At 34.3% G+C, this 21,883-nt stretch carries 24 protein-coding genes; 9 read left to right on the forward strand and 15 right to left on the reverse strand.

What is annotated here, in order from left to right:
- Window positions 1-9: 9 nt before the first annotated feature.
- Entirely contained in the window at window positions 10-1,563 is a 1,554-nt protein-coding gene (locus tag QA612_RS06610) for an AAA family ATPase (RefSeq protein ID WP_278282988.1), read from the reverse strand.
- Window positions 1,564-1,584: 21 nt separating this feature from the next.
- The gene (locus QA612_RS06615) at window positions 1,585-1,983 is read right to left on the reverse strand and encodes a hypothetical protein (RefSeq protein ID WP_278282989.1); all 399 of its coding nucleotides are present in this window, start codon (window positions 1,981-1,983) and stop codon (window positions 1,585-1,587) included.
- A 139-nt stretch (window positions 1,984-2,122) separates the two neighbouring features.
- Here QA612_RS06615 and QA612_RS06620 point away from each other — a divergent pair, with 139 nt between their 5' ends.
- Window positions 2,123-3,466, forward strand: coding sequence for a WYL domain-containing protein (locus QA612_RS06620; RefSeq protein WP_278282990.1), 1,344 nt, complete (start codon window positions 2,123-2,125; stop codon window positions 3,464-3,466).
- Window positions 3,453-4,301: a WYL domain-containing protein gene (locus QA612_RS06625; RefSeq protein ID WP_278282991.1), complete on the forward strand. Its 849-nt coding sequence runs from the start codon at window positions 3,453-3,455 to the stop codon at window positions 4,299-4,301. The genes QA612_RS06620 and QA612_RS06625 overlap by 14 nt, the downstream gene beginning before the upstream one ends.
- 37 nt (window positions 4,302-4,338) lie before the next feature.
- On the opposite strand, the gene QA612_RS06630 is transcribed toward QA612_RS06625, so the two are convergent.
- Window positions 4,339-5,145, reverse strand: a complete 807-nt coding sequence (locus tag QA612_RS06630) for a cytochrome c oxidase assembly protein (protein WP_278282992.1) — start codon at window positions 5,143-5,145, stop codon at window positions 4,339-4,341.
- Window positions 5,132-5,629: a DUF2243 domain-containing protein gene (locus QA612_RS06635; RefSeq protein WP_481804414.1), complete on the reverse strand. Its 498-nt coding sequence runs from the start codon at window positions 5,627-5,629 to the stop codon at window positions 5,132-5,134. Before QA612_RS06635 ends, QA612_RS06630 begins: the two co-directional genes overlap by 14 nt.
- Window positions 5,630-5,950: 321 nt before the next feature.
- On the opposite strand from QA612_RS06635, the gene QA612_RS06640 reads away from it, so the two are divergent.
- Window positions 5,951-6,082: a hypothetical protein gene (locus tag QA612_RS06640; protein WP_278282994.1), complete on the forward strand. Its 132-nt coding sequence runs from the start codon at window positions 5,951-5,953 to the stop codon at window positions 6,080-6,082.
- Between the two features lie 128 nt (window positions 6,083-6,210).
- On the opposite strand, the gene QA612_RS06645 is transcribed toward QA612_RS06640, so the two are convergent.
- The 6 genes from QA612_RS06645 to QA612_RS06670 form a co-directional block, all read right to left on the reverse strand.
- A complete protein-coding gene (locus tag QA612_RS06645; RefSeq protein ID WP_278282995.1) occupies window positions 6,211-6,684 on the reverse strand; it encodes a YndM family protein in 474 nt (157 codons plus the stop codon).
- A 451-nt stretch (window positions 6,685-7,135) separates the two neighbouring features.
- The gene (locus QA612_RS06650; protein ID WP_278282996.1) at window positions 7,136-7,420 is read right to left on the reverse strand and encodes a hypothetical protein; all 285 of its coding nucleotides are present in this window, start codon (window positions 7,418-7,420) and stop codon (window positions 7,136-7,138) included.
- Complete coding sequence (locus QA612_RS06655) at window positions 7,421-7,576, reverse strand: hypothetical protein (protein ID WP_278282997.1); 156 nt, start codon at window positions 7,574-7,576, stop codon at window positions 7,421-7,423.
- A gap of 116 nt (window positions 7,577-7,692) precedes the next feature.
- Complete coding sequence (locus QA612_RS06660; protein ID WP_278282998.1) at window positions 7,693-8,622, reverse strand: fumarylacetoacetate hydrolase family protein; 930 nt, start codon at window positions 8,620-8,622, stop codon at window positions 7,693-7,695.
- Between the two features lie 5 nt (window positions 8,623-8,627).
- Window positions 8,628-10,622 (reverse strand): YjhG/YagF family D-xylonate dehydratase, encoded by a 1,995-nt coding sequence (locus QA612_RS06665; RefSeq protein WP_278282999.1) that lies wholly within the window; start codon window positions 10,620-10,622, stop codon window positions 8,628-8,630.
- Window positions 10,623-10,694: 72 nt separating this feature from the next.
- The gene (locus QA612_RS06670; protein WP_278283000.1) at window positions 10,695-11,363 is read right to left on the reverse strand and encodes a GntR family transcriptional regulator; all 669 of its coding nucleotides are present in this window, start codon (window positions 11,361-11,363) and stop codon (window positions 10,695-10,697) included.
- Window positions 11,364-11,705: 342 nt separating this feature from the next.
- Here QA612_RS06670 and QA612_RS06675 point away from each other — a divergent pair, with 342 nt between their 5' ends.
- Both QA612_RS06675 and QA612_RS06680 read left to right on the forward strand, forming a co-directional pair.
- On the forward strand, window positions 11,706-12,671 hold the full coding sequence (locus QA612_RS06675; RefSeq protein ID WP_278283001.1) for an SDR family NAD(P)-dependent oxidoreductase: 966 nt from the start codon (window positions 11,706-11,708) through the stop codon (window positions 12,669-12,671).
- A gap of 303 nt (window positions 12,672-12,974) precedes the next feature.
- Window positions 12,975-13,853, forward strand: coding sequence for a gamma-glutamylcyclotransferase family protein (locus tag QA612_RS06680; RefSeq protein ID WP_278283002.1), 879 nt, complete (start codon window positions 12,975-12,977; stop codon window positions 13,851-13,853).
- Window positions 13,854-13,940: 87 nt separating this feature from the next.
- Here the strand turns inward: QA612_RS06680 and QA612_RS06685 are convergent, their stop codons facing one another.
- Complete coding sequence (locus QA612_RS06685) at window positions 13,941-14,387, reverse strand: MarR family winged helix-turn-helix transcriptional regulator (RefSeq protein ID WP_278283003.1); 447 nt, start codon at window positions 14,385-14,387, stop codon at window positions 13,941-13,943.
- A gap of 225 nt (window positions 14,388-14,612) precedes the next feature.
- Between QA612_RS06685 and QA612_RS06690 the strand changes: the two genes are divergently transcribed.
- Entirely contained in the window at window positions 14,613-15,035 is a 423-nt protein-coding gene (locus tag QA612_RS06690; RefSeq protein ID WP_278283004.1) for a PH domain-containing protein, read from the forward strand.
- A gap of 44 nt (window positions 15,036-15,079) precedes the next feature.
- Here the strand turns inward: QA612_RS06690 and QA612_RS06695 are convergent, their stop codons facing one another.
- Window positions 15,080-16,399: an MFS transporter gene (locus QA612_RS06695; RefSeq protein WP_278283005.1), complete on the reverse strand. Its 1,320-nt coding sequence runs from the start codon at window positions 16,397-16,399 to the stop codon at window positions 15,080-15,082.
- A gap of 38 nt (window positions 16,400-16,437) precedes the next feature.
- On the reverse strand, window positions 16,438-16,998 hold the full coding sequence (locus QA612_RS06700; RefSeq protein WP_278283006.1) for a GNAT family N-acetyltransferase: 561 nt from the start codon (window positions 16,996-16,998) through the stop codon (window positions 16,438-16,440).
- 267 nt (window positions 16,999-17,265) lie between these two features.
- On the opposite strand from QA612_RS06700, the gene QA612_RS06705 reads away from it, so the two are divergent.
- The gene (locus QA612_RS06705) at window positions 17,266-18,306 is read left to right on the forward strand and encodes a multicopper oxidase domain-containing protein (RefSeq protein ID WP_278283007.1); all 1,041 of its coding nucleotides are present in this window, start codon (window positions 17,266-17,268) and stop codon (window positions 18,304-18,306) included.
- Window positions 18,307-18,463: 157 nt separating this feature from the next.
- Here QA612_RS06705 and QA612_RS06710 read toward each other — a convergent pair whose 3' ends face one another.
- Entirely contained in the window at window positions 18,464-19,666 is a 1,203-nt protein-coding gene (locus QA612_RS06710) for an MFS transporter (RefSeq protein ID WP_481804415.1), read from the reverse strand.
- Window positions 19,667-19,845: 179 nt separating this feature from the next.
- Between QA612_RS06710 and QA612_RS06715 the strand changes: the two genes are divergently transcribed.
- Window positions 19,846-20,127: a DUF2564 family protein gene (locus QA612_RS06715; protein ID WP_278283009.1), complete on the forward strand. Its 282-nt coding sequence runs from the start codon at window positions 19,846-19,848 to the stop codon at window positions 20,125-20,127.
- Window positions 20,128-20,191: 64 nt separating this feature from the next.
- On the opposite strand, the gene QA612_RS06720 is transcribed toward QA612_RS06715, so the two are convergent.
- Complete coding sequence (locus QA612_RS06720) at window positions 20,192-21,493, reverse strand: hypothetical protein (protein WP_278283010.1); 1,302 nt, start codon at window positions 21,491-21,493, stop codon at window positions 20,192-20,194.
- Window positions 21,494-21,663: 170 nt separating this feature from the next.
- Here QA612_RS06720 and QA612_RS06725 point away from each other — a divergent pair, with 170 nt between their 5' ends.
- On the forward strand, window positions 21,664-21,831 hold the full coding sequence (locus QA612_RS06725; protein WP_278283011.1) for a hypothetical protein: 168 nt from the start codon (window positions 21,664-21,666) through the stop codon (window positions 21,829-21,831).
- Window positions 21,832-21,883: the final 52 nt, after the last annotated feature.

Genomic DNA, 21,883 nt, shown 5'->3' on the forward strand with positions numbered 1-21,883 from the left:
ACAACTTCACTAGGCTAGTTGTTGTTGCAGTTCATTTTGTTCTTCTTGTTTTCGCTTTTCTTTAGGATAATTGTAAATAATGTCAAAATCCTTGGTCGTTAATGTTTCTTTTCGAAGTAAGCATTTCGTTGTAAGAACGACTTGCTCCCTAAGCTCCTTCTTAAGAAGTAAACAGACCTCCTTATAATAAGTGGCAAGGACTTCATTAATTGCATGGTAATCTCCTTCCCCTTCAATTGTACAAAGCTGATTTAACATACCGTACTTCGTCAGCATATTGTTCACAATCGTTGTGGCTACCTTTAAATCCTGCTCTGCACCGTTCGTAACAGAACCGTAAAATACTTCCTCAGCAGCTCTACCTGCGAGTAAAATTTTCACTTCACTTTCAAACTCTTCCTTTGTCATAAGAGAAGGCTCATGGTTATAGGATTTTACAACCTTTCCAAGAGAGTTTCCCTCTGGGAGAATCGTAATTTTTTGAATAATATCATGTGGCTTTAAATACTTCGTTACGACAGCATGTCCTGCTTCATGAACCGCTACAATCTTCCGTTCTTTTTCTGTAATTATTTTCTTATCTGTAATACCGTTTGAAATTTTATCTAAGGCTCTGATTAAATATTTTTGGGTTGCTTCTCTCTTATTATCTCTGGCAGCTAACAAAACAGCTTCATTTACAAGCTGTTCTAGTTGGGCAGGGGAAAATTGGTACGTTAGCTTACTAATAGCTGAAAGTTTGATATTGTTGGAAAAACGACGATTACCTTGTGTCGTTAAAAATTGAAGTATGTGAAGTCTTGTTTTTTCATTCGGTAAATCTACTTTTATTTTTTTCTCTAATCTTCCAGCACGAATCAAAGCAGGATCAAGATGGTCCATTTGATTCGTTGCTCCAAAAACAAAAATTTCTTCGTCGTTACGAAATCCTTGGAGTTCAACGAGTAGAGCATTGACCGTATTATCATATTCTCTGCTTTGGAAGGATCCAGATCTCGTATTTCCAATCGCATCAATTTCGTCAATAAAAATAATGCATGGTTGATTCTCTCTCGCAAGATTGAATAGCTCTCTTGCTCGATTTGCTCCTTGTCCTACAAACTGGTCAACAAAATCACTGCCACTCGTTGAAATGAAAGACATACCACATTCACCTGCTACTGCCTTTGCAAATAACGTTTTCCCTGTTCCAGGGGGACCATATAGTATCCCACCCTTTATCATATTTGCCCCAATAGCTTCATATTTCCTAGGATTACTTAATTGGTCAATTATTTCTACTAGCTCTTCCTTTACGTAGTCATATCCAGCTATATCCTGGAATGTCGTAGTCGATTGAGTTAATTCAAAAGAAGGGTTTACCTCATCTTCTCCCTTATTCTCATTCCTCTTTTCATTTTTAACTTTTCTATTTGCTTTCTTTTCTACTAAATAGGCTAAACCATATAAGGATAGAGTGATGGCGAGCAAAGATAAAAATAGCACGACTAAAAATTCAATGTTAAAAACCCTTATTGCAATGTCTTGTAATTTATTTAAAAAAGCTTCATTGTTTATCATCATAAAAAACACTCCTTTTTACGTTTAATTTTTGGCAAAGATAATATTTGCATTCACTCTTTCATTCAATGAGGGAATCTCTCTTTCTCTTATGTTTCTTTTCGATGTGTCCTTTAGTACATCAAAAAACTCTTCCTCTAATTTGAACGTGTACGTAATGGCAATAATTCCAAAGAGAAACTTTCTTTTTACAATTAATGTATTAGAACAAAATAGTACACTACTTTTCCATTCACTGATGATTAAATTCACTAATAGAACAATAAAAGCTACTAACAAACTGTACGGTAAAGAGGAATTAACAATTTCATATTCCTCCATAGCAGTGTGCAAAAGAAAATATGCAATAAACCCTCCATATACTAGAGCTATCTTTTGATTTGTTAATTTTAATTTCCCTTTATAAGTGGATTCTGTCAGCATTCAAAACCCTCCTCTTATATGTTCATTTGGAATATTTACTCTCTTTTTCAAAAATGGTGTGACTGATATACTAATACTATAATGTGAATGTTTAGCTTGAAATAGGGTAAAAGTATTCCGACTTTGAGGAGATTGGTCCATGGGAAAAGAAAATTTTAAAAAGCAGCAGGAAATTATAAGAATGCTTTTTGTAGATAGTGGAGTATATAGTCGTGAAAAATTTTCAAATATGCTAGGAATTTCCATTGATAGTTATGATAAAGCGAAGCTAGAACTTATAAAGATGATGGAACAGGAAGAGGAATTCGAGGACTGGTTTACTTTTAGAAATAAACATGGAAATCCGCAGTTAAAATACGACTACTATAAAATAACCGATAACTATTTAACACTTTTATACCGAACAAAATCTATAACTACAAATGAGTTACAACGATTTATTTTTCTATTAAAAATTCTTCATCAACAGATTCGGAATCAAGATAAAGATTACTTAGAAAGAAAAGAAATAAAAGAATTGTTTTTTACAAATTTACGAGATTCTAAAGGAAATCCTCTCGACATTGATAATAAAATATTAAAAAGTTACTTGGATTACCTAGTAGAAGTTGGTTATATTCAAGCTGTGAAGGTAGGACGATCCTTCAAATACTCTATAAATAACTCTTTATATGAGGCGTTAACTAAAGATGAATTAATTGATTTATATTATTTCGTTGATTATGTATCGAGTACAGAAGTACCTTCAGCACAAGGTTATTTACTACGTGACACGTTAAGAAACCATCTTATTCATTCTTGTAAAATTGAGGAACAAGCATTGGATGCATATATCTATAAATACAATTACTTTGGTAGAATCTTAGATGAATATATTGTGCTTAAGTTAATGAATGCCATCCAACATAAACAAATGGTTAAAATTAGTTATTATCCTGTTAAAATGAAACGGAAATATGCCAGCATACAGAATGAGGAAATATCATCTAAACAAGAAATAATTACTCCAATTAGGATTGTTTATGATTACCATTATTCAAGATGGTATTTAATTGCATACAAAGATGGTTCCGAAGATTTGATGAGATATCGAATAGACTTTCTTTTAGATGTTGAAGAAAAGAGGGCTGTGTCTTTAAATCAATTTGAAATGTTACAAGAACAGTGTGAAGAGGAATTAGACCATAGCTGGCTAGTAGAGCATAGAAACTTAGTTAAAGTAAAGGTGAGATTTTACTTTGATGCATTGAAAAACAACAATAACTTTATCAAGAAACGTGTTTTACAGCAAGGACAATGGGGTGTAATTTCTGAGGAAGATAAAGACTCTTTTGTTTTTGAAATTGAAGTTAACGGCACGAAGGAAATTAAACCTTGGATTCGAAGTTTCGGATCTAGTGCAGAAGTAATTGAACCAATTTATTTTCGAGAGGAATTTAAAAAAGAGTGGGAGGTTATTCAAAGCTATTATGAATCTTTTTAAAAAGGTACATAACTACGAATTCCAAAGGCTTTTAAAAGGAGAACTATCTTATACTGAATATGATAACCAAAGGTTAAAGATAGAAACTGGCCCATTTTTACCAACCAACGATGAGTTAAAATGGCTCCGTTATTTTTTAAATAAAGATGAAGGAACATATTTTCTTGGACAGACTAGTCATGAAAAATTAATTGATTTATTAAAATGTAAATCATGGACCGATTATGAGTCTTTCATTATCCAAAAGGGAAAACCAGAGGAGTATTATTCATGGAACAATGATCATAAACAGCTTAGAAAGCTGATCATTAATAAATGCATGATGGAACTATCGTATGAAACGAAGGATGGAGAACAACATTTTTGCGTAAGAGGCCTCCCCTATAAACTAGAGTTTAATGTAATAAAAAAAGAGTGGTACCTTCTTTGGATTAGGGAGATTGATCAACTTCAAAGAATCACACCACTTCATCAAATTTTAAAGGTTAGCGCTATTGAGACAGATACTATTGATCTTATACAGCTAGAAGAACAAATAATCAAAAGCATGACAAAGAAAAAACAGGTAAAAATTGAGATATCACCTAATTATAATCAGGAAATTCAGCGAATTTTTTATGCTTTTTCTTGTTTCGAAAAAGAAATTACTAGTAAAATTGACAAAGAACAAAATGTAGAAATCTTCCGTATACATCTCTCCTATTTTGAAGAAGAGGAAGCTTATGTTCTTTCTAAAATTAGGTTTTTAGGTCAACATATTAAAATTGTTTCACCAAAATCATTACAGGAAAAAATGTATGACACTGCTACAAAGGCATTAAATCGCTATGCATAAGGATATGGAGAAGTCACGAACTCTCCATATCCTTTTCTTAAATTGCAAAAGATCTTTCATTTGAACGAGGACGGGTTGCTCTGAACCATTGATAGCATAAAAAAATTACAATGACAATATCAACTGCATCTCCACCATAGTACATGATTATGCCTCCTATTTCTCCCTGTATAATTGGAACACCTAAAGGAGGATGTGCATAAATGTACTTAGATAAAATACCATGACCTGCTAATGCGAATATTAAAACGATGGCACGATAAATGTAATGAGTCCTTTTGTGTATTGGATCAATATATATAATAGAAATGGTAAACAAGTACCCAGCTATGAACACATGAAAATGCACTAATACATAGAGAACTGTATGTTGATGCATATAAGAGTAAAGCGAAGTAGTATAAAGTAGCCATAGCCCACCTACATTTAAAATGGATGCTACTACTGGATTGCATATAACAACAATAAATCTACTTTTTAACGCTTTAGATAAACGACGGGCTTGTGAAACAGGAATAGTTCGCATGAATAATGTCATTGGTGCTCCAAGTGCCATGACTAGCGGAGCTGCCATTCCAAATAACAGATGGACAAGCATGTGAATACTAAAATTCGTATGAGACCACTCTGCCACTGGTCCTATAATAGATACAACAACACAAGACGTACCGAATATCCATAAGATTATACGGTAAAATGGCCATTTTCTTAAACGGCGATTAGACACAATTACAGCAGTAATGTATGTAACTAAAAGTAAAAGAAATGGAATAGCTAAAATTAATTGTGGGACAATACCTATTTCATGATGATTAATGGAATGAATATGATTATTTAAATTCATGTTCATAAGCTCCAGCGTTCTCTCTATTTTGAGTAAACAATAATATTATGCCAATTAACACCATGATTAAAGCAATTACATTCCATATTAAATCGTATACGATGACATTTTCTACATAACGGATTTGATGGATTTTCATCAGTTTATGTTGGATTGTCCCATCATATAATTGAAAAAGCCCACCACCTAGTAATACTCCACCAAACCACTTCTTTATCCATAAACCATTCCTTCGACGAAGATCAGCAAACATAAATAATCCACCTATTGTTGCAAACCAACTAAATGCATGAAAAAAACCATCTGAAATTAATCCCATATCTGTAGTGGACTTATCATAGAAATGATGCCAACGTAACAGTTGATGAAAAACTGTTTCATCAATAAAAGCTACTAAGCCAATTCCAAATAAAATGCCAGACCAAGCATTCCGTCTCTTTAATTTCATTTGTACAGATTTATATTTTCTCCCAATATACATCATATCCTCCACATTCTAACTTGAACATAATTATCATTCCTAAAAAAATTACAAATTATGTATTTTTTATTCAGGGGGATGAACATGTTTTTATTTCTATGAGCAATAAGTTCCTTTCTATGAGCCTTTTCAGTCCTTCTATGATCTATTTCATCCTAGCTATGAGCCCACCCTCCATTTCTATGAGCAAATAACAAACATTCACATCTAAATGCTTACTAACATTTCAGACCTAAGTCTGAGTTGAAACCAATCTTTGGTTCGTTTTTATAAGAAGAAATATTGGATAAACTAAGATTAAGAAAATAACAGGAGGTAATTAATATGATCCTATCCTTATTAAGAATTAGAAAAAAAGGAAGTAAAGGGAACATTTATAATATTGAAAAAGCTGAACAAAGATTGCACCAACATAAAATGGATGTTCATAAACGTCAGCAAATAAGAATTCTATAAGTTTTACAGTTAAAGACAGTCCACCACGCCTCTTTCAAAATTAAAATTTCCATTCTCAATAACAAGAAAAAGAGGATGCCTTATGAGGAAAAACACTTTCCACTACAAGACACCCTCTCTTTTCTATACTAATCCTTTTCCCTTTTTATTTTCTTATCTGGTTTCGCTTTTTTCACCTCAGATACTTCCATCTCCTCAGAAAATTCAGTAGCAAAGTTTAGGCTTGGAACAACCCATACGGCCCCTTGTTTCTCCTTTGTTAATAAAGTTTGCGTTAAATAATGATGAAAGAACCATTCACCTATTGAAATACTCACAGCAGCAAAAAAAGCAACTATCCCATATACCATTACTGTCTCAATAAAAATAGATCCCAAAATGATGGTACCAAAATATGTTAAACCAAAGTCTCCAAAGGTTGCAGCTAAATGCCCGTATTTAGATAATATAAATAAATCTCCTATGACATAGGTTGTAATTGTAAGAAAAAATGAGACTATGAGGATATCCACTAATGATGTTCCACTATACATCGTAAAGATGACAAATAATATAGCTGAAACTAATATGTATTTTATAAGCAATGGGATTATATGTTTCACTTTAGCACTCCTCTTTTTTGCATTATTTCATTGTATCAAAAGTAATCCTGTTCTTTACTATTCAATATCTATCCTGTCCTCTTTTCTAGAGCAACATACTTTTCCAGTACACAAAAAACCTCGGAAGATTAGTCCGAGGTTTACGTTCCATAATATATTTCCAATGGCTACAAAAATGGATAGAACTACTATGCAAGAAAACACTTGCACCATGCAGGATGAAAATATTCTTTCTAAGGTATACTACCTACCCGCATTTCTGCATTTCGCCGTTTGCGGTAAGATAGGCGGCTTCTTTCTTATTTTCAGGGTAGTCCACCTATGTAAGAAAAAACTTTCACCATGGAGGATGTAAATGCTCATCAAGTTAGTTCATCCGTTACTGGTGAACGCTTTCCGTGGGGCACGGCCTCAACTTCCTACCACTTACTCAGTAAGTGCTAGGGGATTTTCAGCTCGTGCTGATCCCACAGGAGTCGTCACCCTTCACTCCTGAACGGTCTATTTTCAGGGTAGTCCGCCGATGCAAGTGAAGATTTGCACCATGGGAGATGAAAATATTTCTATCTAGCGGCTTCATTCTCACCGCATTTTCGTTTTTCCACCGTTTGTGGGAACAAAAGCGGCTTCCTTCATCCCGCATATTCGTTTTTCCACCGTTTGTGGGAACAAAAACGGCTACATTCATCCCGCATTTTTGTTTTTCCACCATTTGTGGGAACAATAGTGGCTTCATTCATCCCGCATTTTTGTTTTTCCATAATTTGCGGGAACAAAAGCGGCTTCCTTCATCCCGCATTTTTGTTTTTCCACCATTTGCGGGAACAAAAGCGGCTTCCTTCATCCCGCATTTTTGTTTTTCCATCATTTGCGGGAACAATAGTGGCTTCATTCATCCCACATTTTTGTTTTTCCATAATTTGCGGGAACAATATCGAGTCTTCTTTCGTATTTTCAGGGTAGTCACTTGGTAATTTAATAAGTTCCACTCTAATGGTACTGTAACATTTATTTTCCGATTTTATCTATTTTATTATATACAGACTTTGTTAGTAGAACATCATTTGCTAATACGCCAATTCCTGACACTTCAATTTCTATTCGATCTCCTTCTTGAAGGGTAAATTCATCAGGTGGAATAATACAAGTACCTGTAAGTAAAACTGTGCCATCGAAAATTTCATTATCTCTTATTAAAAATTCAATTAATTCTTCGTATTTTCTTTTTAATTGTGATGTACTTGCTTCTCCTTCAAACAATATATCTCCATTTCGATAAATACGGCAATTTATTCTCAAATTATAAGGATCATCCATTGTTTCTACTAATCTAACGGAAGGACCAAAGGAACAAGAGTTTTTCCATATCTTTGCTTGAGGTAAATACAAAGGATTTTCTCCTTCAATATCACGACTACTCATATCATTTCCTGCAGTAAAGCCAATGATCTCTCCTTCCCCGCTTAATACTAACCCTAATTCCGGTTCTGGAATTTGCCATTTTGAATCACTTCTAATACAAACAGGCTTTTTAGGAGGAACTGTTCTAGCACTTGTGGATTTTAAGAAAAGCTCTGGACGCACAGCATCGTACACTCGATCATAAACAGAAAGACTTCCTTCTTGTTTATTTTCCATTTCTAAATTTCGTGCGATTCTACTATTTTCGTATGTAACACCACATGCCCATACCTCAGGAGCATCTACTGGTGTTAGTAATTCCAAGGTTTCATAGTGATAGATAGGTGACCGATCTTTAAAATTGAGTTCAGTAATAAATTCAGAAAGTGATTGCTTCTTTTCGGTTGCTAATTTATGAAGAGCAATTAGATCGTTTATTCTTTCCTCAATTAAACTAGAAATCTCATAAACTTTATTTTTTTCACAAACACCTAAGGTAACTTCCTTACGATCATTAAAAAAACGAATAATATTCAATCCACTCACTCCTTCACTGTTTGATTTTCAGAAGCTTCCATAATAAGACCTTTACGAATCAGTTCCACAATTCGATCTGTATCATAAACACTTCCTTTCCACGTTCCTCCACTTGCTGCTTGTAAAGCTGCCCACAGACGCGTGTCGTCTGGAAGGTCTGGATTAGGTCCTAATTGCGGGTTTGGTGTACGATTGTTTAATACATTTGCACCTTCCGTTGGAGAAAACTCACGATCCTCTTCACCGACAAAGTGAACGGAAGCATGAAGTTTTTTACAATCAATTATCACCTCTACTGTATCTCCATCTCTTAGCTTCCCAATTGGACCTCCGGCTAGTGCTTCGGGTCCTACATGTCCAATACATGCCCCTGTTGACACACCTGAAAAACGGGCATCTGTAATTAACGTAACGTATTTTCCAAAAGACAAATGCTTTAGGGCAGAGGTAAGCTGATATGTTTCCTCCATTCCCGTCCCAGAAGGACCACAGCCAATTAATGCCATAACATCGCCTGCAACAATTTTATCTGTTTTAATTGCTTGAATAGCCGATTTTTCCGAAGTAAAAACCTTTACTTTTCCCTTGTGACGATACACGCCTTTATCATCTAACATTGTGGAATCAATGGAGGTAGATTTTACAACTGCTCCTTCTGGTGCTATATTTCCCGTTGGAAATGTTATTGTTGCTGTCATTCCATATGCTTTTGCTTTTTCAGGATCCATAATGACATTATCAGGATCTATTCCATCCTTTTCTATTAATTGCTGTCTTACAAGTTTACGTCTATCTGAATTTTCCCACCAATTTAGAACATCTTTCAATTGCATTCCACTAATGGTCATGACACTTTCGTCTAACAGATTTAAATTTCTTAAATGAAGCATGACTTCTGGCACACCACCAGCTAAAAATACACGGACAGTTGGGTGATCTATTGGACCATTTGGTAATGCACTAACTAAACGAGGAACCTTTCGATTAATTTCAATCCAATCTGACACATCTGGTATAGAACAACCTGCAGCATGAGCAATGGCAGGAATATGTAATAATAAGTTTGTTGATCCACCAAAAGCAGCATGAACAACCATTGCGTTACGAATCGCTGCATCAGTCAAAATATCCTTCATTTTTAACCCGTTAGAAGCTGCTGCTAAAACGGCACGTGCTGATTGACGACTCATTTCTTCCCAAACCAATTGTCCTGATGGAGATAATGCAGAATGAGGTAATGACATTCCTAATGCTTCAGAAACAACCTGCGCACTTGCTGCAGTACCTAAAAACTGACAACCACCACCTGGTGTTGCACATGCTCGACATCCAAGCTCTGCTGCTTCCTTCAATGATATTTCCTTCTTCGAATAACGAGCACCGATCGTTTGAATTTTCCCTGCATCCTCTCCGTTCTCAGGGGGTAATGTCACTCCACCAGGAATAACAATACCTGGTAAATCATGCATGGATGCAACTGCCATCATCATTGCAGGTAACCCTTTATCACAAGTAGCTACTCCTATGACTGCTTCTCTATTTGGTAAGGATCTAATTAATCGACGATATACCATTGCAGCATCATTTCGATACGGAAGGGAATCAAACATCCCCTTTGTACCTTGTGTTCTTCCATCACAAGGGTCACTAACAAAACCAGCAAAAGGAATATTTCCTAATCGATTAATTTCTTCTGCTGCACCTTTCATGAGATTACTAATCTCCCAATGCCCAGTATGGTAACCAAGAGCTAAAGGCTTGTCATTCTCATCTTTAATTCCTCCTTGAGTCCCAAGGATTAATATTTGCTTACCTAAAAGCTTAGATGGATCCCAGCCCATTCCAACATTTTGAGATAATCCAAACAAGTCACCACTAGGAGAATGCAATAGCATGTCTGATGTTAATGGTAGTTCTCCTGTGGGACCTGGAGCACATGTTTCAATCTCTTTAAGCATCTCTGTATTAGTCCCCATAATCGAATCAAAATTATTTGTCATTTTACGTCCCCTCCAGCTTTATATGATCAATGACACACCGAAGATTGATAGCGGATACATCTTTTCCACTTCTTAAAAATACTCCGGATACCTTTCTCTTAATTCATCCTTTTCAATAATGACTAACTTTAAATGCTGTTCCATCGTTTTTTCTGCCAAATCTGGTTTGTTTTCTGAAACATATTGAACTATGTCTTTATGTTGGTGAATGACCTTCTCCCAATTAGATACAGTTGCTAAACTTAACACTCTTAGTCTATCAAAATGACTGTTCATTTGTTTAATTATGTTATTCGTTCGATTTTTCTTACAAATTTCAAATAAGATTGTATGAAATTGTCCATCTAATTCAAAGAGTTGCTGAAAATTACCTTTTTCATAGGAAAATTCTTGCATCTTAATGTTACTTTCCAGTTGAAATAGCTGATCTGTATTTATCTTAGAGCAAGCCTCTCGAACAATTGCCTTCTCAATATGCTCTCGAACGAATCGTCCTTCTTCTACAAGCTGTAAATCAATTTTTGTAACGATCGTTCCACTTTGAGGAATAATTCGGAGAAGTTCCTCCTGAGCTAGTGTTAAAAAAGCTTCTCGAACTGGGGTACGACTCACCTCAAGTTTATCCGAAGTTTCCTTCTCTGACATTTTTGTACCTGGAGTTAATTCACAATTAATAATCTGAGACTTGATACGTTGATATACAAATTCCCTGGTTGAACCGTTTATTTCAATGTTTTTCATACAGAAAATAGCTCCTTAATTTAAAAGATATTGTTTGTTCACTCAGTATAACTAGTATGGTAATTATACTAAGTAAAGACTGAATATTTCAACTACAATTTAAAAATAAATTATTTTCTTCTCATTTGTTTCTGTTAAAGAATAAAGAACTTGTTTAAACTTACACTTTGACTTATTTAGAAATAGTCATATAAATTAGCTGATAATCCAATAAAATAGTTATTGTAGTTCCAAAAACTTCATGCTATATTCAATATAAATCATTAGATATATAACAAGAGATCTACAAAATCTAAATAAAAGCACTTTCACAAAAAATGACTATACTTAGGAGGAACCGTTATGAATAATGATAAAGTCGTCATTATTACCGGAGCTAACTCTGGAATTGGAAAAGAGGCTACGAGGAAATTTGCACAAGAGGGTTACACTGTAGTGATGGCTTGTCGTAATATGGAGATTAGTAAACTAGTTCAACAAGAACTAATGCAGGAAACCAATAATGAACAGATTAAATTGATGAATGTAGATATGAGTTCCTTTCAATCTATTCAACAATTTTGTTTACAATTTAAAATGCTATATAATAAGTTAGACATTCTTATTCACAATGCTGCTTATTTTAATCACGGTGAAAAATATCGCTTAAGTACTAATAACATAGAATTAACCTTTGCGACCAATGTTTTTGGACCATTCCTCATGACGACTCTACTAAAAGACCACCTTAAGCAGTCTACTGACCCTAGGATTTTACATGCTTCTAGTAATATAGTGAAACATTTTTTTGATTCGAAAAAGAAAATAGAATTTGATAAGATCGTAGGGAATAAGATTGATAAAAAAAATCATAGTGTATACAAAATGTACTGCCAATCTAAAATGGCGTTAGTTTTACTCACCTTTAAAATGGCAGAGGAATATAAAGCTGATGGTATCTCTATCCATGCATTACAAATAAATGGTGCAAAAATGTCTAAGGCTACACTTAACAAGGTAACGTTAAAATGGAGAACGATTGCATACGTTCAAAACGTATTCTTTCCTCCTCCTAAAAAAATGGCCGATTTATATTATCACATATGTACTTTAAATGAATCTAAAATGACAACTGGGCAACTCTTTAATGATAAAGGGGAGTCTATGATACCAGCACCAAAGAACCCTACATTTATTGATGAAGTAAAACAATTTTCAGGATCAACTTATTATCCTCACTATGCAGCAAGCAAGGAAAATCAAGAAAAAATATGGGATTTATGTGCTGAAATAACCAAAGACTATAGGGCGAAAGAAATTCTCTGTTAAAAACGCTTTGCAACGAAAAACATGTGTTACAACTAATACAAAGTACACAATTTCTTTAACAAAACCCAAATTACATAAGTCGCATTAGAAGAGAAGTAGTAAAACCCTAAATTTTTTCTTTCTCTGGATATATTTTCAACCGAAGCAACCTTTTGTTTATTTTATAAAAAATCCTACAATACCATATTAGACTAAAAGCGAACTTGCTTTTAGTCTTTTTCCTTATAAAGACTCCTTCCATGTCAGAGAATGTCAGAATCGATTGTAATGATAATAATATCACACGAAGAAAGGATGAATTTTATGAAAAAATATAAAGTATTTGTTTACGGAACATTGCGCAAAAATGAATCCAATCACCGATTACTTAACAATACAAGATGTATTTCAGAGCAATGCTGGACAAATGGAGTCCTATTTGACACTGGTTTTGGCTATCCAGCTATGATTTATGATCATATAGGAAAAGTGCATGGAGAATTGTATGAAGTAACAGCCGAGGTGCTACAGCACTTAGATAATCTTGAAGGGTATTATGGAAAAAATAAAAATAACCTTTATGAACGAGCTATGAAACCAATCTATACGGACGCTGGACCTACAGAAGCATATTTGTATGTTTATTCAAGAAACCCAGCAACAGGAAATGAAAATATCTATTATTTCAATGATTGGAAGCTTCATCATCTTATTAATAATAAGAATATACTCTATTTTGCATACGGTTCTTGTATGGATAATAAACGATTTATAGAGGCTGGTATAGCATCACAGTTTTCCAATATAAAAGGACCTGGTATTGCTAAAAACTATTCATTAGCATTCACACGAAAAGCACGTGATGGTGGAAGAGCTGATATTATTGAAGCTTCTAACGGTGTTGTGGAAGGAATCGTTTATGAAATTAATGTAGAAAACACATTAGACTATTTGTATAGCCGAGAAGGGGTATACGGTAACATTTATCGACCTGGATGTATCGATGTAGAAATCAATGGGATCCTACATCAGAATGTTTTAACCTTTTTTGTTATTCACAAAGAACAATATGAAGTTGCCCCTCCAGAACATTATGCTAGAGAAATTTTACGAGGAGCAAAAAGTCGTGTAAGTAACGATTATTTTGAACGTCTACAAGAAGATTTACTGAAGAAATTCAATATATTTATTTCTATAAAGTAAGAGGCTATAATGGGATGGGAACGTTTACTGAACAAATAATTTTCAACAAAACAGACTCCACTTTTATGGTCAGCAGAGTTCTTTTTTCTAATCTTCTGTTAAATTTTTATCAATTTGAGTTAAGACACGGAGAAACGTATCCATCTCTTCCTTTGGTACATCCTTTGATATATCCTCTATGGTTTTTTGTGCTTGTTCAATTAAGCCTACTTGCAGCTTTTTCCCCATAGGTGTTAAAAAAATTAAATTCGTTCTCTTATCTACTGGATGTGGCATTCTTATAACCAAGTTCCTTTTTTCCATATTGTTAATTAGTCTAGAAATACTGGGTTGATCCTTTCCTGTAAGATGAGATAGCTTGTATTGCGTTAATCCATCCTCTTCCCACAGACGAATCATTATGGACCATTGCTCATGGGTGACTGGATAGTTTTTTTCCTTAAAATTTTTATTTAATCGGTTAATTACCAATCGTGCTGTAGCTGTTATACGATAACCAACTGACTCTGCTAATACGTATTCCCTATAGTCCATTTCTCTCTCCTGTTCAAATATTTTTATGTTCAAATTATATAATTTTTATTACAATTAACTGGTATAATTATACCATACTTATGCATAAGAGTTGTAATAGCTTTTATGACATTTGAACTAACTCTTTTTTTATATAATGTTATCTATAAAACTATAATCGAATTTTTTTTTATCTGAAACTGTTCACTGAATGATTTAATACTAGCCATTCGAGGTGATTTTATGATGATATATAAAACAAAAAGAGATAAAACTATATCATTTTCTTATTTATTTATTTTTTCTATTTTTATAGGAACAACGATTCCGCTATTCATTTATGAAGAAATGACAATATTTGTTTTGATATATACGGCTTTCGTATTGGTAATCACCTTACTATTAGCATGGAATATTCTTGACATAAAATATGAGTTCTTATCAGAATGTTTACTTGTAAAAGGCGGTTTCTTTAGAAGTAAAATTTATTATTCTGAAATCACAAAAATTTCTACAACGACAAATCCGTGGTATGGCTATCGAATAATGGGAGCATCTAAAGGAATTGAGATTTTTTATAATTCCGCACTCATGGGCAGTGTGAAAATTTCTCCAAAAGAAGAGGAACATTTTGTAGAGGAGTTAAAAAAAAGAACTAATCTCCCGTAACTCGTTTCAATCGTTATAGGAGATTAGCATGCATAATAACATACTTACGTTTTCTTCACTGGCTTACGATTAATCCAAGCCACAATAGTCGCTAAGAGAAAGAATAGAAGCATCACGATTAAAATCTCTTTATAACTTCCAAACCAATCAAAAGCAATTCCAAATGGTAGTGGTCCAAAAGAGGATGCTACGACAGTAGAAGTAAAACCAACCCCTCTGATACTACCTAAGTGAGCTCTACCAAAGTATTGCGGTATAATAAGAGCAATACACAGCGTACCAAAACCACCTGCAATCCCTCGTAAAATCCCAAATAGAAGAGCCATCCAATAAGAGTCTGCAAGAATTAGTATAGCAACTCCCATTCCCTCTAATAGAAAGGTGAGAGCAAACAATTTATACAAAGGAACCCTTTCAAGAAGAAATCCAGCATAAAAGCTAATTGGGAAGGCTATCAATGCCATAAGACTCAAAATAAAAGCAGATTCCTCTCTTGCTAAACCACTTTGACCTAATATAGATACAATATGAAAGGTCATGCCTGTATTAGCCATGGCAGGAACAGCAATACAAAAAAGTACTCCCCATAATACTGGACTTTTTAATGCTTCATTTAAAGTCCAGCTTTCCTCCAGTACTACATCCTGTTTCTCATTTGTACCCTTATGATCCTGTTCTCCCCTTTCGTTTGAATAAGTGCTACCTTTTTTATTTTTGGAAGTAATAGGAGAATTCCCATCTGGAACGAGACCAAATTCCTCTGGACGGTTTCTTATAATTAACAACGCTAGTGGCACAAAGCTGAAAAGTAAAATAAGACCCCAAATTTGCCAAGCACCACTCCATCCAAAATGATTAATCAACCAAACATTAACAAGTGGAAGGGCTGCAGAGCTTAAGAAACCACCTACTTCCATGAAAGAAAAGGCACGACCCCTTTTTTTTACAAACCATTGAGGAATTAAAGTATTTGGAACTAATTCCATTAATCCTTGACCAAAAAATCGGATCAGAAAAAAACCAATTAGAAGCATAAAAGGTCCAATAACCATACTATTAAAAAAACAAGCTACTGCTAACATTGTTCCAGCAAAAACAGACATCCATCTTTGCCCTTTTCGATCAATCATTCGTCCCATAAAAATCATTAATAAACCAGAGATAAGTGTTGCAGCGGAGTACAGTGTAGAAATTAGGGACCTACTCCAACCAAATTCCTCCACATATACATCAATAAAGATCGAAACTGAGTAGGTTTGTCCTGGACCTGACAAAAATACTGCCCAAGCACCCATCATCACAATAATCCAACCATAAAAAAATGGTGTTCTATGTATGAAACTATGTAGTGTATCCTTTTTCATTCAAACCTCCAAAACTATAATGTTAACAATCTATTTACCTAAGTAAGCTTGGAATAAATACATGTATTTCTTAACTCCCTCCCATCTGCTGACAGCTCTTCGTTTTTTAGAATGACATCTAGATTAAAACCAATCTTTTCAGCAATGGAACGACTTTTCTTATTTTTTTCATCACAAATAATCTCCAGTCGCTTGGCATTTAATTCATCAAAGGCAAAATCAGCAATACGATGGGCAGCTTCTGTCATATAGCCTTTACCACTATGTCTCGTGTCGATCCAATAACCAATTTCAAACTTTGGGATTCGCCAATCAATATAATGTAAACCAGAAGAACCGATAAACTCCCCATTATCTTTATGAAAAACAAGTAACCTTAAATCTTCTCGAAGAATAAATTTAGCATGTGCTTCCCGAATATTTACTTCTATTTCTTCCTCCGTTTGTTCTGATTGTGCAAATGGCATCCAGGCTTTTAATTCTTTCATAGACGCTTGTATTGCAGCATGAACGACCTTCCCATCTCCCGGTTTTGGCATACGGAGAAGTAATCGATCCGAATAGATTTCTGTTGGAATATCTAACAGTATTGGTTTCAAAACCTTCACCTCACTTGAGTAAAATATATGTCTTGTATTTTAGCATGAGTTATATCTTATGTCCTTACCTAAATTACGTACCTTAGTTATTTTCACTGTATCAATTAACAATAACCACCTTTCCACATTAGAAACTTACAAAAGGACATTATGTGAACAAAATTTTTCAGTGATTTATATCACATTGAAAATACATCCTCAACTTTATTATTGAGATATGGAATTATCTGAAAAATTAATCTTTAATAAGGGGAAAGGATGGTATGAATGAAAGTGAAAAAGTCGGTTATTCTTTCTGTCTTGATTAGTATGTTATTGTTATTTACTGTTGCCTGTACGAATGATGAAGAAGTTGGATCTAATAACTTGGATGAATCTGAAGATACGTCCTTAGCTGAAGAGGAAAATGGTGAATTCGAGGTTATTCAACCTCATGTTGGTTTAAATCAAGAACCTGTTCCTGTGAAAATGGAACGAATAGGTGAAAATGAAGTCAATATCGAGATGACATCACAAATCACTGACATTGAAATTGATGAAGGACTGATTTACAAAGCGTGGACCTTTAACGGCGAAGCACCTGGTCCTGTAGTTGTGGTAAATGAGGGAGATATTATTAATTTCACATTGAAAAATTTAGATCCAGCTATTCCCCATTCTATGGACTTCCATGCTGTTCATGCAAGCCCCAAAAGAGATTTTGCTGATGTCATGCCTAATGAGGAAGGTACCTTTACGTACCAAGCAAATTACCCAGGTGTCTTTATGTATCACTGTGGTACACCTTCCGTATTAGCCCATATTGCAAATGGTATGCATGGAGTAATTATCGTTATGCCAAAAGATGGATATCCAACAGATGATGAAATTGATAGTGAGTTTGTCTTAATTCAAAATGAATGGTACAAATATAATGACTTAGATGATATGAAAAATGGTGTCCCAAGTCAAGTCGTATTTTCCACAAAAGCTTTAAATGAAGGGGACCTTAATACAAATGGAACGACGTATGACTTAAAAGAAACACCACTCCAAGCAAAAGTTGGAGAAAAAATTCGAATGTACATTAATAATGTAGGTCCGAACGAAATTAGCTCCTTCCACGTAGTTGGAACTGTTTTAGACGATGTATATGTTGATGGGAACCCTTATAATCACATGAAAGGTCTACAAACGATTATTTTACCAGCAAGTGGTGGTGCTGTCGTTGAATTTACAGTAAAAGAGCCTGGGCTGTATCCTATAGTTACGCATCAATTTAACCATGTAGAAAAAGGTGCCTTAGCATATCTTGAAGTGACGGAGTAGTTCATTAAAAATAGTGCAAGTCGTCATGCAGTAGATTCTTTCATGGTGAAGTACTTTGCTTTCTTATAATTTAAAAAAATGAAAACTACGGAAAATCACCTCCAGTAGTTTTCATTTTTTTAAATAAATTTATGATTTTTATGTTCATTTTATAATTTTAATCACTAACTGATTCGTAATGTTGTAGTTTCATCATGGAAATAATACCCAATATAGGTCCTATACTTAATATAGAAAATACTAGCTGCCAACCTATTACGCTTTCTAACAAAGGAATAATGTTAATCGAAATTATTGTTATCATGAAGCCTACACACATTTGAAATGTTAATGCTGTTCCTAAATATTCGATGTCAGCAAATTCAGAAACAGCTGCGGAAAACTGCGCCGAATCTGAAATAACAAATATCCCCCAAATAATAGCTACTAACAAGGTTATCCAAATAGCATGACTATATGTAAAGCCAATCAAAATAGCACAACATGCACTCATAAACATAGATATAATTGTTAAACGGGACCTGCCTATTTTATCGGCTATGTATCCACCTATTACGCATCCAATTCCCCCAGCAATTCCAATGGAAATAAAAGAAGCTAACGGAATAAACCAAGGACTTATCTCTGTTGAATAGCTTGTAAAACTTCCGTAAAAAAATACAGGTAACCATGTCCACATTGCATAAAGCTCCCACATATGCCCGAAGTACCCATAGTTAGCTAGCATTACTTTTTTATTACGTATCACCTTCCTTAATAACAAAAAGGAAAAAGGAGTTTTATCTGATTTCATTGGTGGATCCTCTACGAACCATTTCATTACTGCAGCAGACAAGAAAGCGAGAACGGAGCTAATAATGATGACAAATTTCCAATTTACATCAGTAAAGAAAACTAATATAAAATGAGGTAATGATGATCCTAAAGTAAGTGCAGCAATTAATATTCCAATTGCAAGACCTCTATTTTTTGGAAACCATTGTGAAAGTAGTTTAACTGCAGTAGGATAGACTCCTGCTAATGTTAGACCTGTCAGTATACGTAAAAATATTCCAAGATAAGCACTTCCAACAAATATAAGCATTAAATTAAAAATGGCCCCTAGAAAGGCCGAAGCTGCAAAAATGTTACGTGTATTATAACGATCAGCAATGCCTAAATATGAACTAACAAAAGCCCCTATTACAAAACCAATAGGTATTGTTGCGGTTACCCATGCCTCCGTATTGTTATTTAAACTCCAAACATGTTTAAGCTCTGGCACAATAACAGTTGCACTAAACCATAGGCTTAGTGCAAACAATTGTGCAATGGAGATCCATAAGAGAGCTATCCATTTATTTCTTTTCAAAAAAATCACACCTTATCTACACCAATATAAACTTGAATACTAATTTCAATATTTCCTGCACATAATTTCATTTAAATCATTTAAGTAAAAGTTTCATAAAAGTTTCAAATGAAAATGAGTATGTAAAGGACACGATGTTGGTATCCTAACCGAGTACTAAATTTTATTTAATCAGGAGGAGATCATCTATGCAACAACAAAACCAACAGCAGCAAGGAATGCAACAGGTACAACAAGCAATTCAACAAGCTCAGCAAGCTGTGCAACAAGCTACACAACAAGCGAATCCACAGGCGATTCAGCAGGCCCAACAACAACTACAACAAGCACAACAGCAATTACAGCAAGCTCAAAATAGTGCTCAACCTGCTCAACAACAGCAGTTCCAGCAAGTTCAACAACAGCTTCAGCAAGCAAATCAACAACTTCAACAGGCACAGCAAAACAACCAACAAAATCAACAACAATAATAATACGAAAGCACCCATTTATGGAATCATCATTATGGGTGCTTTCTCTCTTACTTTTATAGAACTAATGGGATTTTGTTGGAAATGTAAAGTCTCTTGTCTCAAATTGAAACCCAGCATGAACCAATTGTTTAAATTCATCTACATTAACTTCTAGTTTGTTACGACTGAATAAGCCAACACTTTTATTTCTAATCAATTTTTCAATTTGATTTCGTTTTATACCAGCTTCTGTCCATTTTTTAATTGCTGTATTTTGTAGCTTATGAATGGGAAATGAAGTTCTTTCCAATGCTTCTAAAATATCGTTTTCTGTCATCCTTGTATAACGATCCGTTACAAACATCCCATTATTGAATTCATATTCAGAAATTTTCCTATCTAATGCTACTAACATTTTCATATTCATGATCTGCTCAGCTATATCGTCAGCTTTTTCTTCTAAATCTTCTATCTTTTCTTCTTCCGTATCTTCTTCTAATAAAGCAATTTCTTCTTCTATATTCACTTGTTCTAGTAATAATGATTCTATTTTCTCTACCTTTGAAGTTAGGTCACATTCAAAAAATGTCATCATTTGTTCCTCTTCTAATAATTCATCTAAAGATATTCCCGTTGTGTCTACATCAAACAGTTTTTTTTGTATGAATATCGTTTCATCAAATTTTTCTCTAAATGAAACATAGGCACTACATACATGATTCGTATTTGGTGTTAATGGAACTTTTTTTTGGTTAATTATAATTTCACCATTCATTTTATAAAAAGACTCAAGGTTCATTTCATGTAATTCAGTCTCATCTAACCCCGTTTCCACTACAATTCTAAATAAGACATATTCCTTAAAGATGTTACGAAATTGTATGTAGGAACCTGTCTTTGAAAGTGCAGAAAGGGGCGGCACTTCGTGTAATGATAATTGAGAAGACAACTCCATAAGTTTATTAAATAACTCTTTCTCTGTCCGATATAAGTCCTCTTCTTCATCTATCAAGAGGAACTTTTCATTTTCATTTGTTACAGGAATCTTTAGTTTTTCCTTGTCTAATGGTATCCTTTTATATTGGGAAAATGCTACAATTCCATCTAAAACTTCTTTGATATATAGCGAATCCTTCTCTTTCGATTGTAACTCATCAATGTAACGGTTAATCTGATCTTCATTAAAGAACGTGCCATTTTCTCCACCAATTTCTTTTAGAAAATGAATAAACCGTTCTAAATGGTACTTCCAAGATCGATCCCCATCATTGTCTTCTTTTAGCAACATTATATGAGTAAATTCTTCAATTTCAGATTCCATATCAAGGTTTGCAAAAACCATCTGTACCATCCCTTCCTGTCCATCTGATACTTTTCGTTTCACTTATCTATGTACTATACTAAAGGTTATTTTTATAAAAAACTAGTAAACATTCTAATGAATTAAATTCAATTATGATAAAAGATTGCTTTTCCCTCTGGAGTCACCGCATTCCACTCCTGAACCGTTTCTATTTTCAGGGTAGACCTCTCATGCAAGTGGAGATTTGCACCATGGAGGATGAAAATGATTTTAATCCAATTGGAATGAGTGGAACGACTGAGGAGGCTTGGCCAGATCGTCTCGGTAAAGGAGACACTGTGACTGCGAACGGAGTGAAGTCAGAACAGATGTCGCACTTATACCCTTGTGGTGAAAGCGAAGTGGGAAGGAACGAATGATTAACCTGACCTTTATTTGCTAATACCATTAAGTTTGATAACAGTGATTTTC

This window comes from Evansella sp. AB-P1, assembly GCF_029688925.1.
GTDB lineage: Bacteria > Bacillota > Bacilli > Bacillales > Salisediminibacteriaceae > Evansella.

Bases quoted from the DNA above. Each gene is read 5' to 3' on its own strand.
- QA612_RS06610 (WP_278282988.1), bottom strand. From the start codon at position 1,563: ATGATGATAAACAATGAAGCTTTTTTAAATAAATTACAAGACATTGCA.
- QA612_RS06615 (WP_278282989.1), bottom strand. From the start codon at position 1,983: ATGCTGACAGAATCCACTTATAAAGGGAAATTAAAATTAACAAATCAA.
- QA612_RS06620 (WP_278282990.1), top strand. From the start codon at position 2,123: ATGGGAAAAGAAAATTTTAAAAAGCAGCAGGAAATTATAAGAATGCTT.
- QA612_RS06625 (WP_278282991.1), top strand. From the start codon at position 3,453: ATGAATCTTTTTAAAAAGGTACATAACTACGAATTCCAAAGGCTTTTA.
- QA612_RS06630 (WP_278282992.1), bottom strand. From the start codon at position 5,145: ATGAATTTAAATAATCATATTCATTCCATTAATCATCATGAAATAGGT.
- QA612_RS06635 (WP_481804414.1), bottom strand. From the start codon at position 5,629: ATGATGTATATTGGGAGAAAATATAAATCTGTACAAATGAAATTAAAG.
- QA612_RS06640 (WP_278282994.1), top strand. From the start codon at position 5,951: ATGATCCTATCCTTATTAAGAATTAGAAAAAAAGGAAGTAAAGGGAAC.
- QA612_RS06650 (WP_278282996.1), bottom strand. From the start codon at position 7,420: ATGAAGCCACTATTGTTCCCACAAATGGTGGAAAAACAAAAATGCGGG.
- QA612_RS06655 (WP_278282997.1), bottom strand. From the start codon at position 7,576: ATGAAGCCACTATTGTTCCCGCAAATGATGGAAAAACAAAAATGCGGG.
- QA612_RS06665 (WP_278282999.1), bottom strand. From the start codon at position 10,622: ATGACAAATAATTTTGATTCGATTATGGGGACTAATACAGAGATGCTT.
- QA612_RS06670 (WP_278283000.1), bottom strand. From the start codon at position 11,363: ATGAAAAACATTGAAATAAACGGTTCAACCAGGGAATTTGTATATCAA.
- QA612_RS06675 (WP_278283001.1), top strand. From the start codon at position 11,706: ATGAATAATGATAAAGTCGTCATTATTACCGGAGCTAACTCTGGAATT.
- QA612_RS06680 (WP_278283002.1), top strand. From the start codon at position 12,975: ATGAAAAAATATAAAGTATTTGTTTACGGAACATTGCGCAAAAATGAA.
- QA612_RS06685 (WP_278283003.1), bottom strand. From the start codon at position 14,387: ATGGACTATAGGGAATACGTATTAGCAGAGTCAGTTGGTTATCGTATA.
- QA612_RS06690 (WP_278283004.1), top strand. From the start codon at position 14,613: ATGATATATAAAACAAAAAGAGATAAAACTATATCATTTTCTTATTTA.
- QA612_RS06695 (WP_278283005.1), bottom strand. From the start codon at position 16,399: ATGAAAAAGGATACACTACATAGTTTCATACATAGAACACCATTTTTT.
- QA612_RS06705 (WP_278283007.1), top strand. From the start codon at position 17,266: ATGAAAGTGAAAAAGTCGGTTATTCTTTCTGTCTTGATTAGTATGTTA.
- QA612_RS06715 (WP_278283009.1), top strand. From the start codon at position 19,846: ATGCAACAACAAAACCAACAGCAGCAAGGAATGCAACAGGTACAACAA.
- QA612_RS06725 (WP_278283011.1), top strand. From the start codon at position 21,664: ATGGAGGATGAAAATGATTTTAATCCAATTGGAATGAGTGGAACGACT.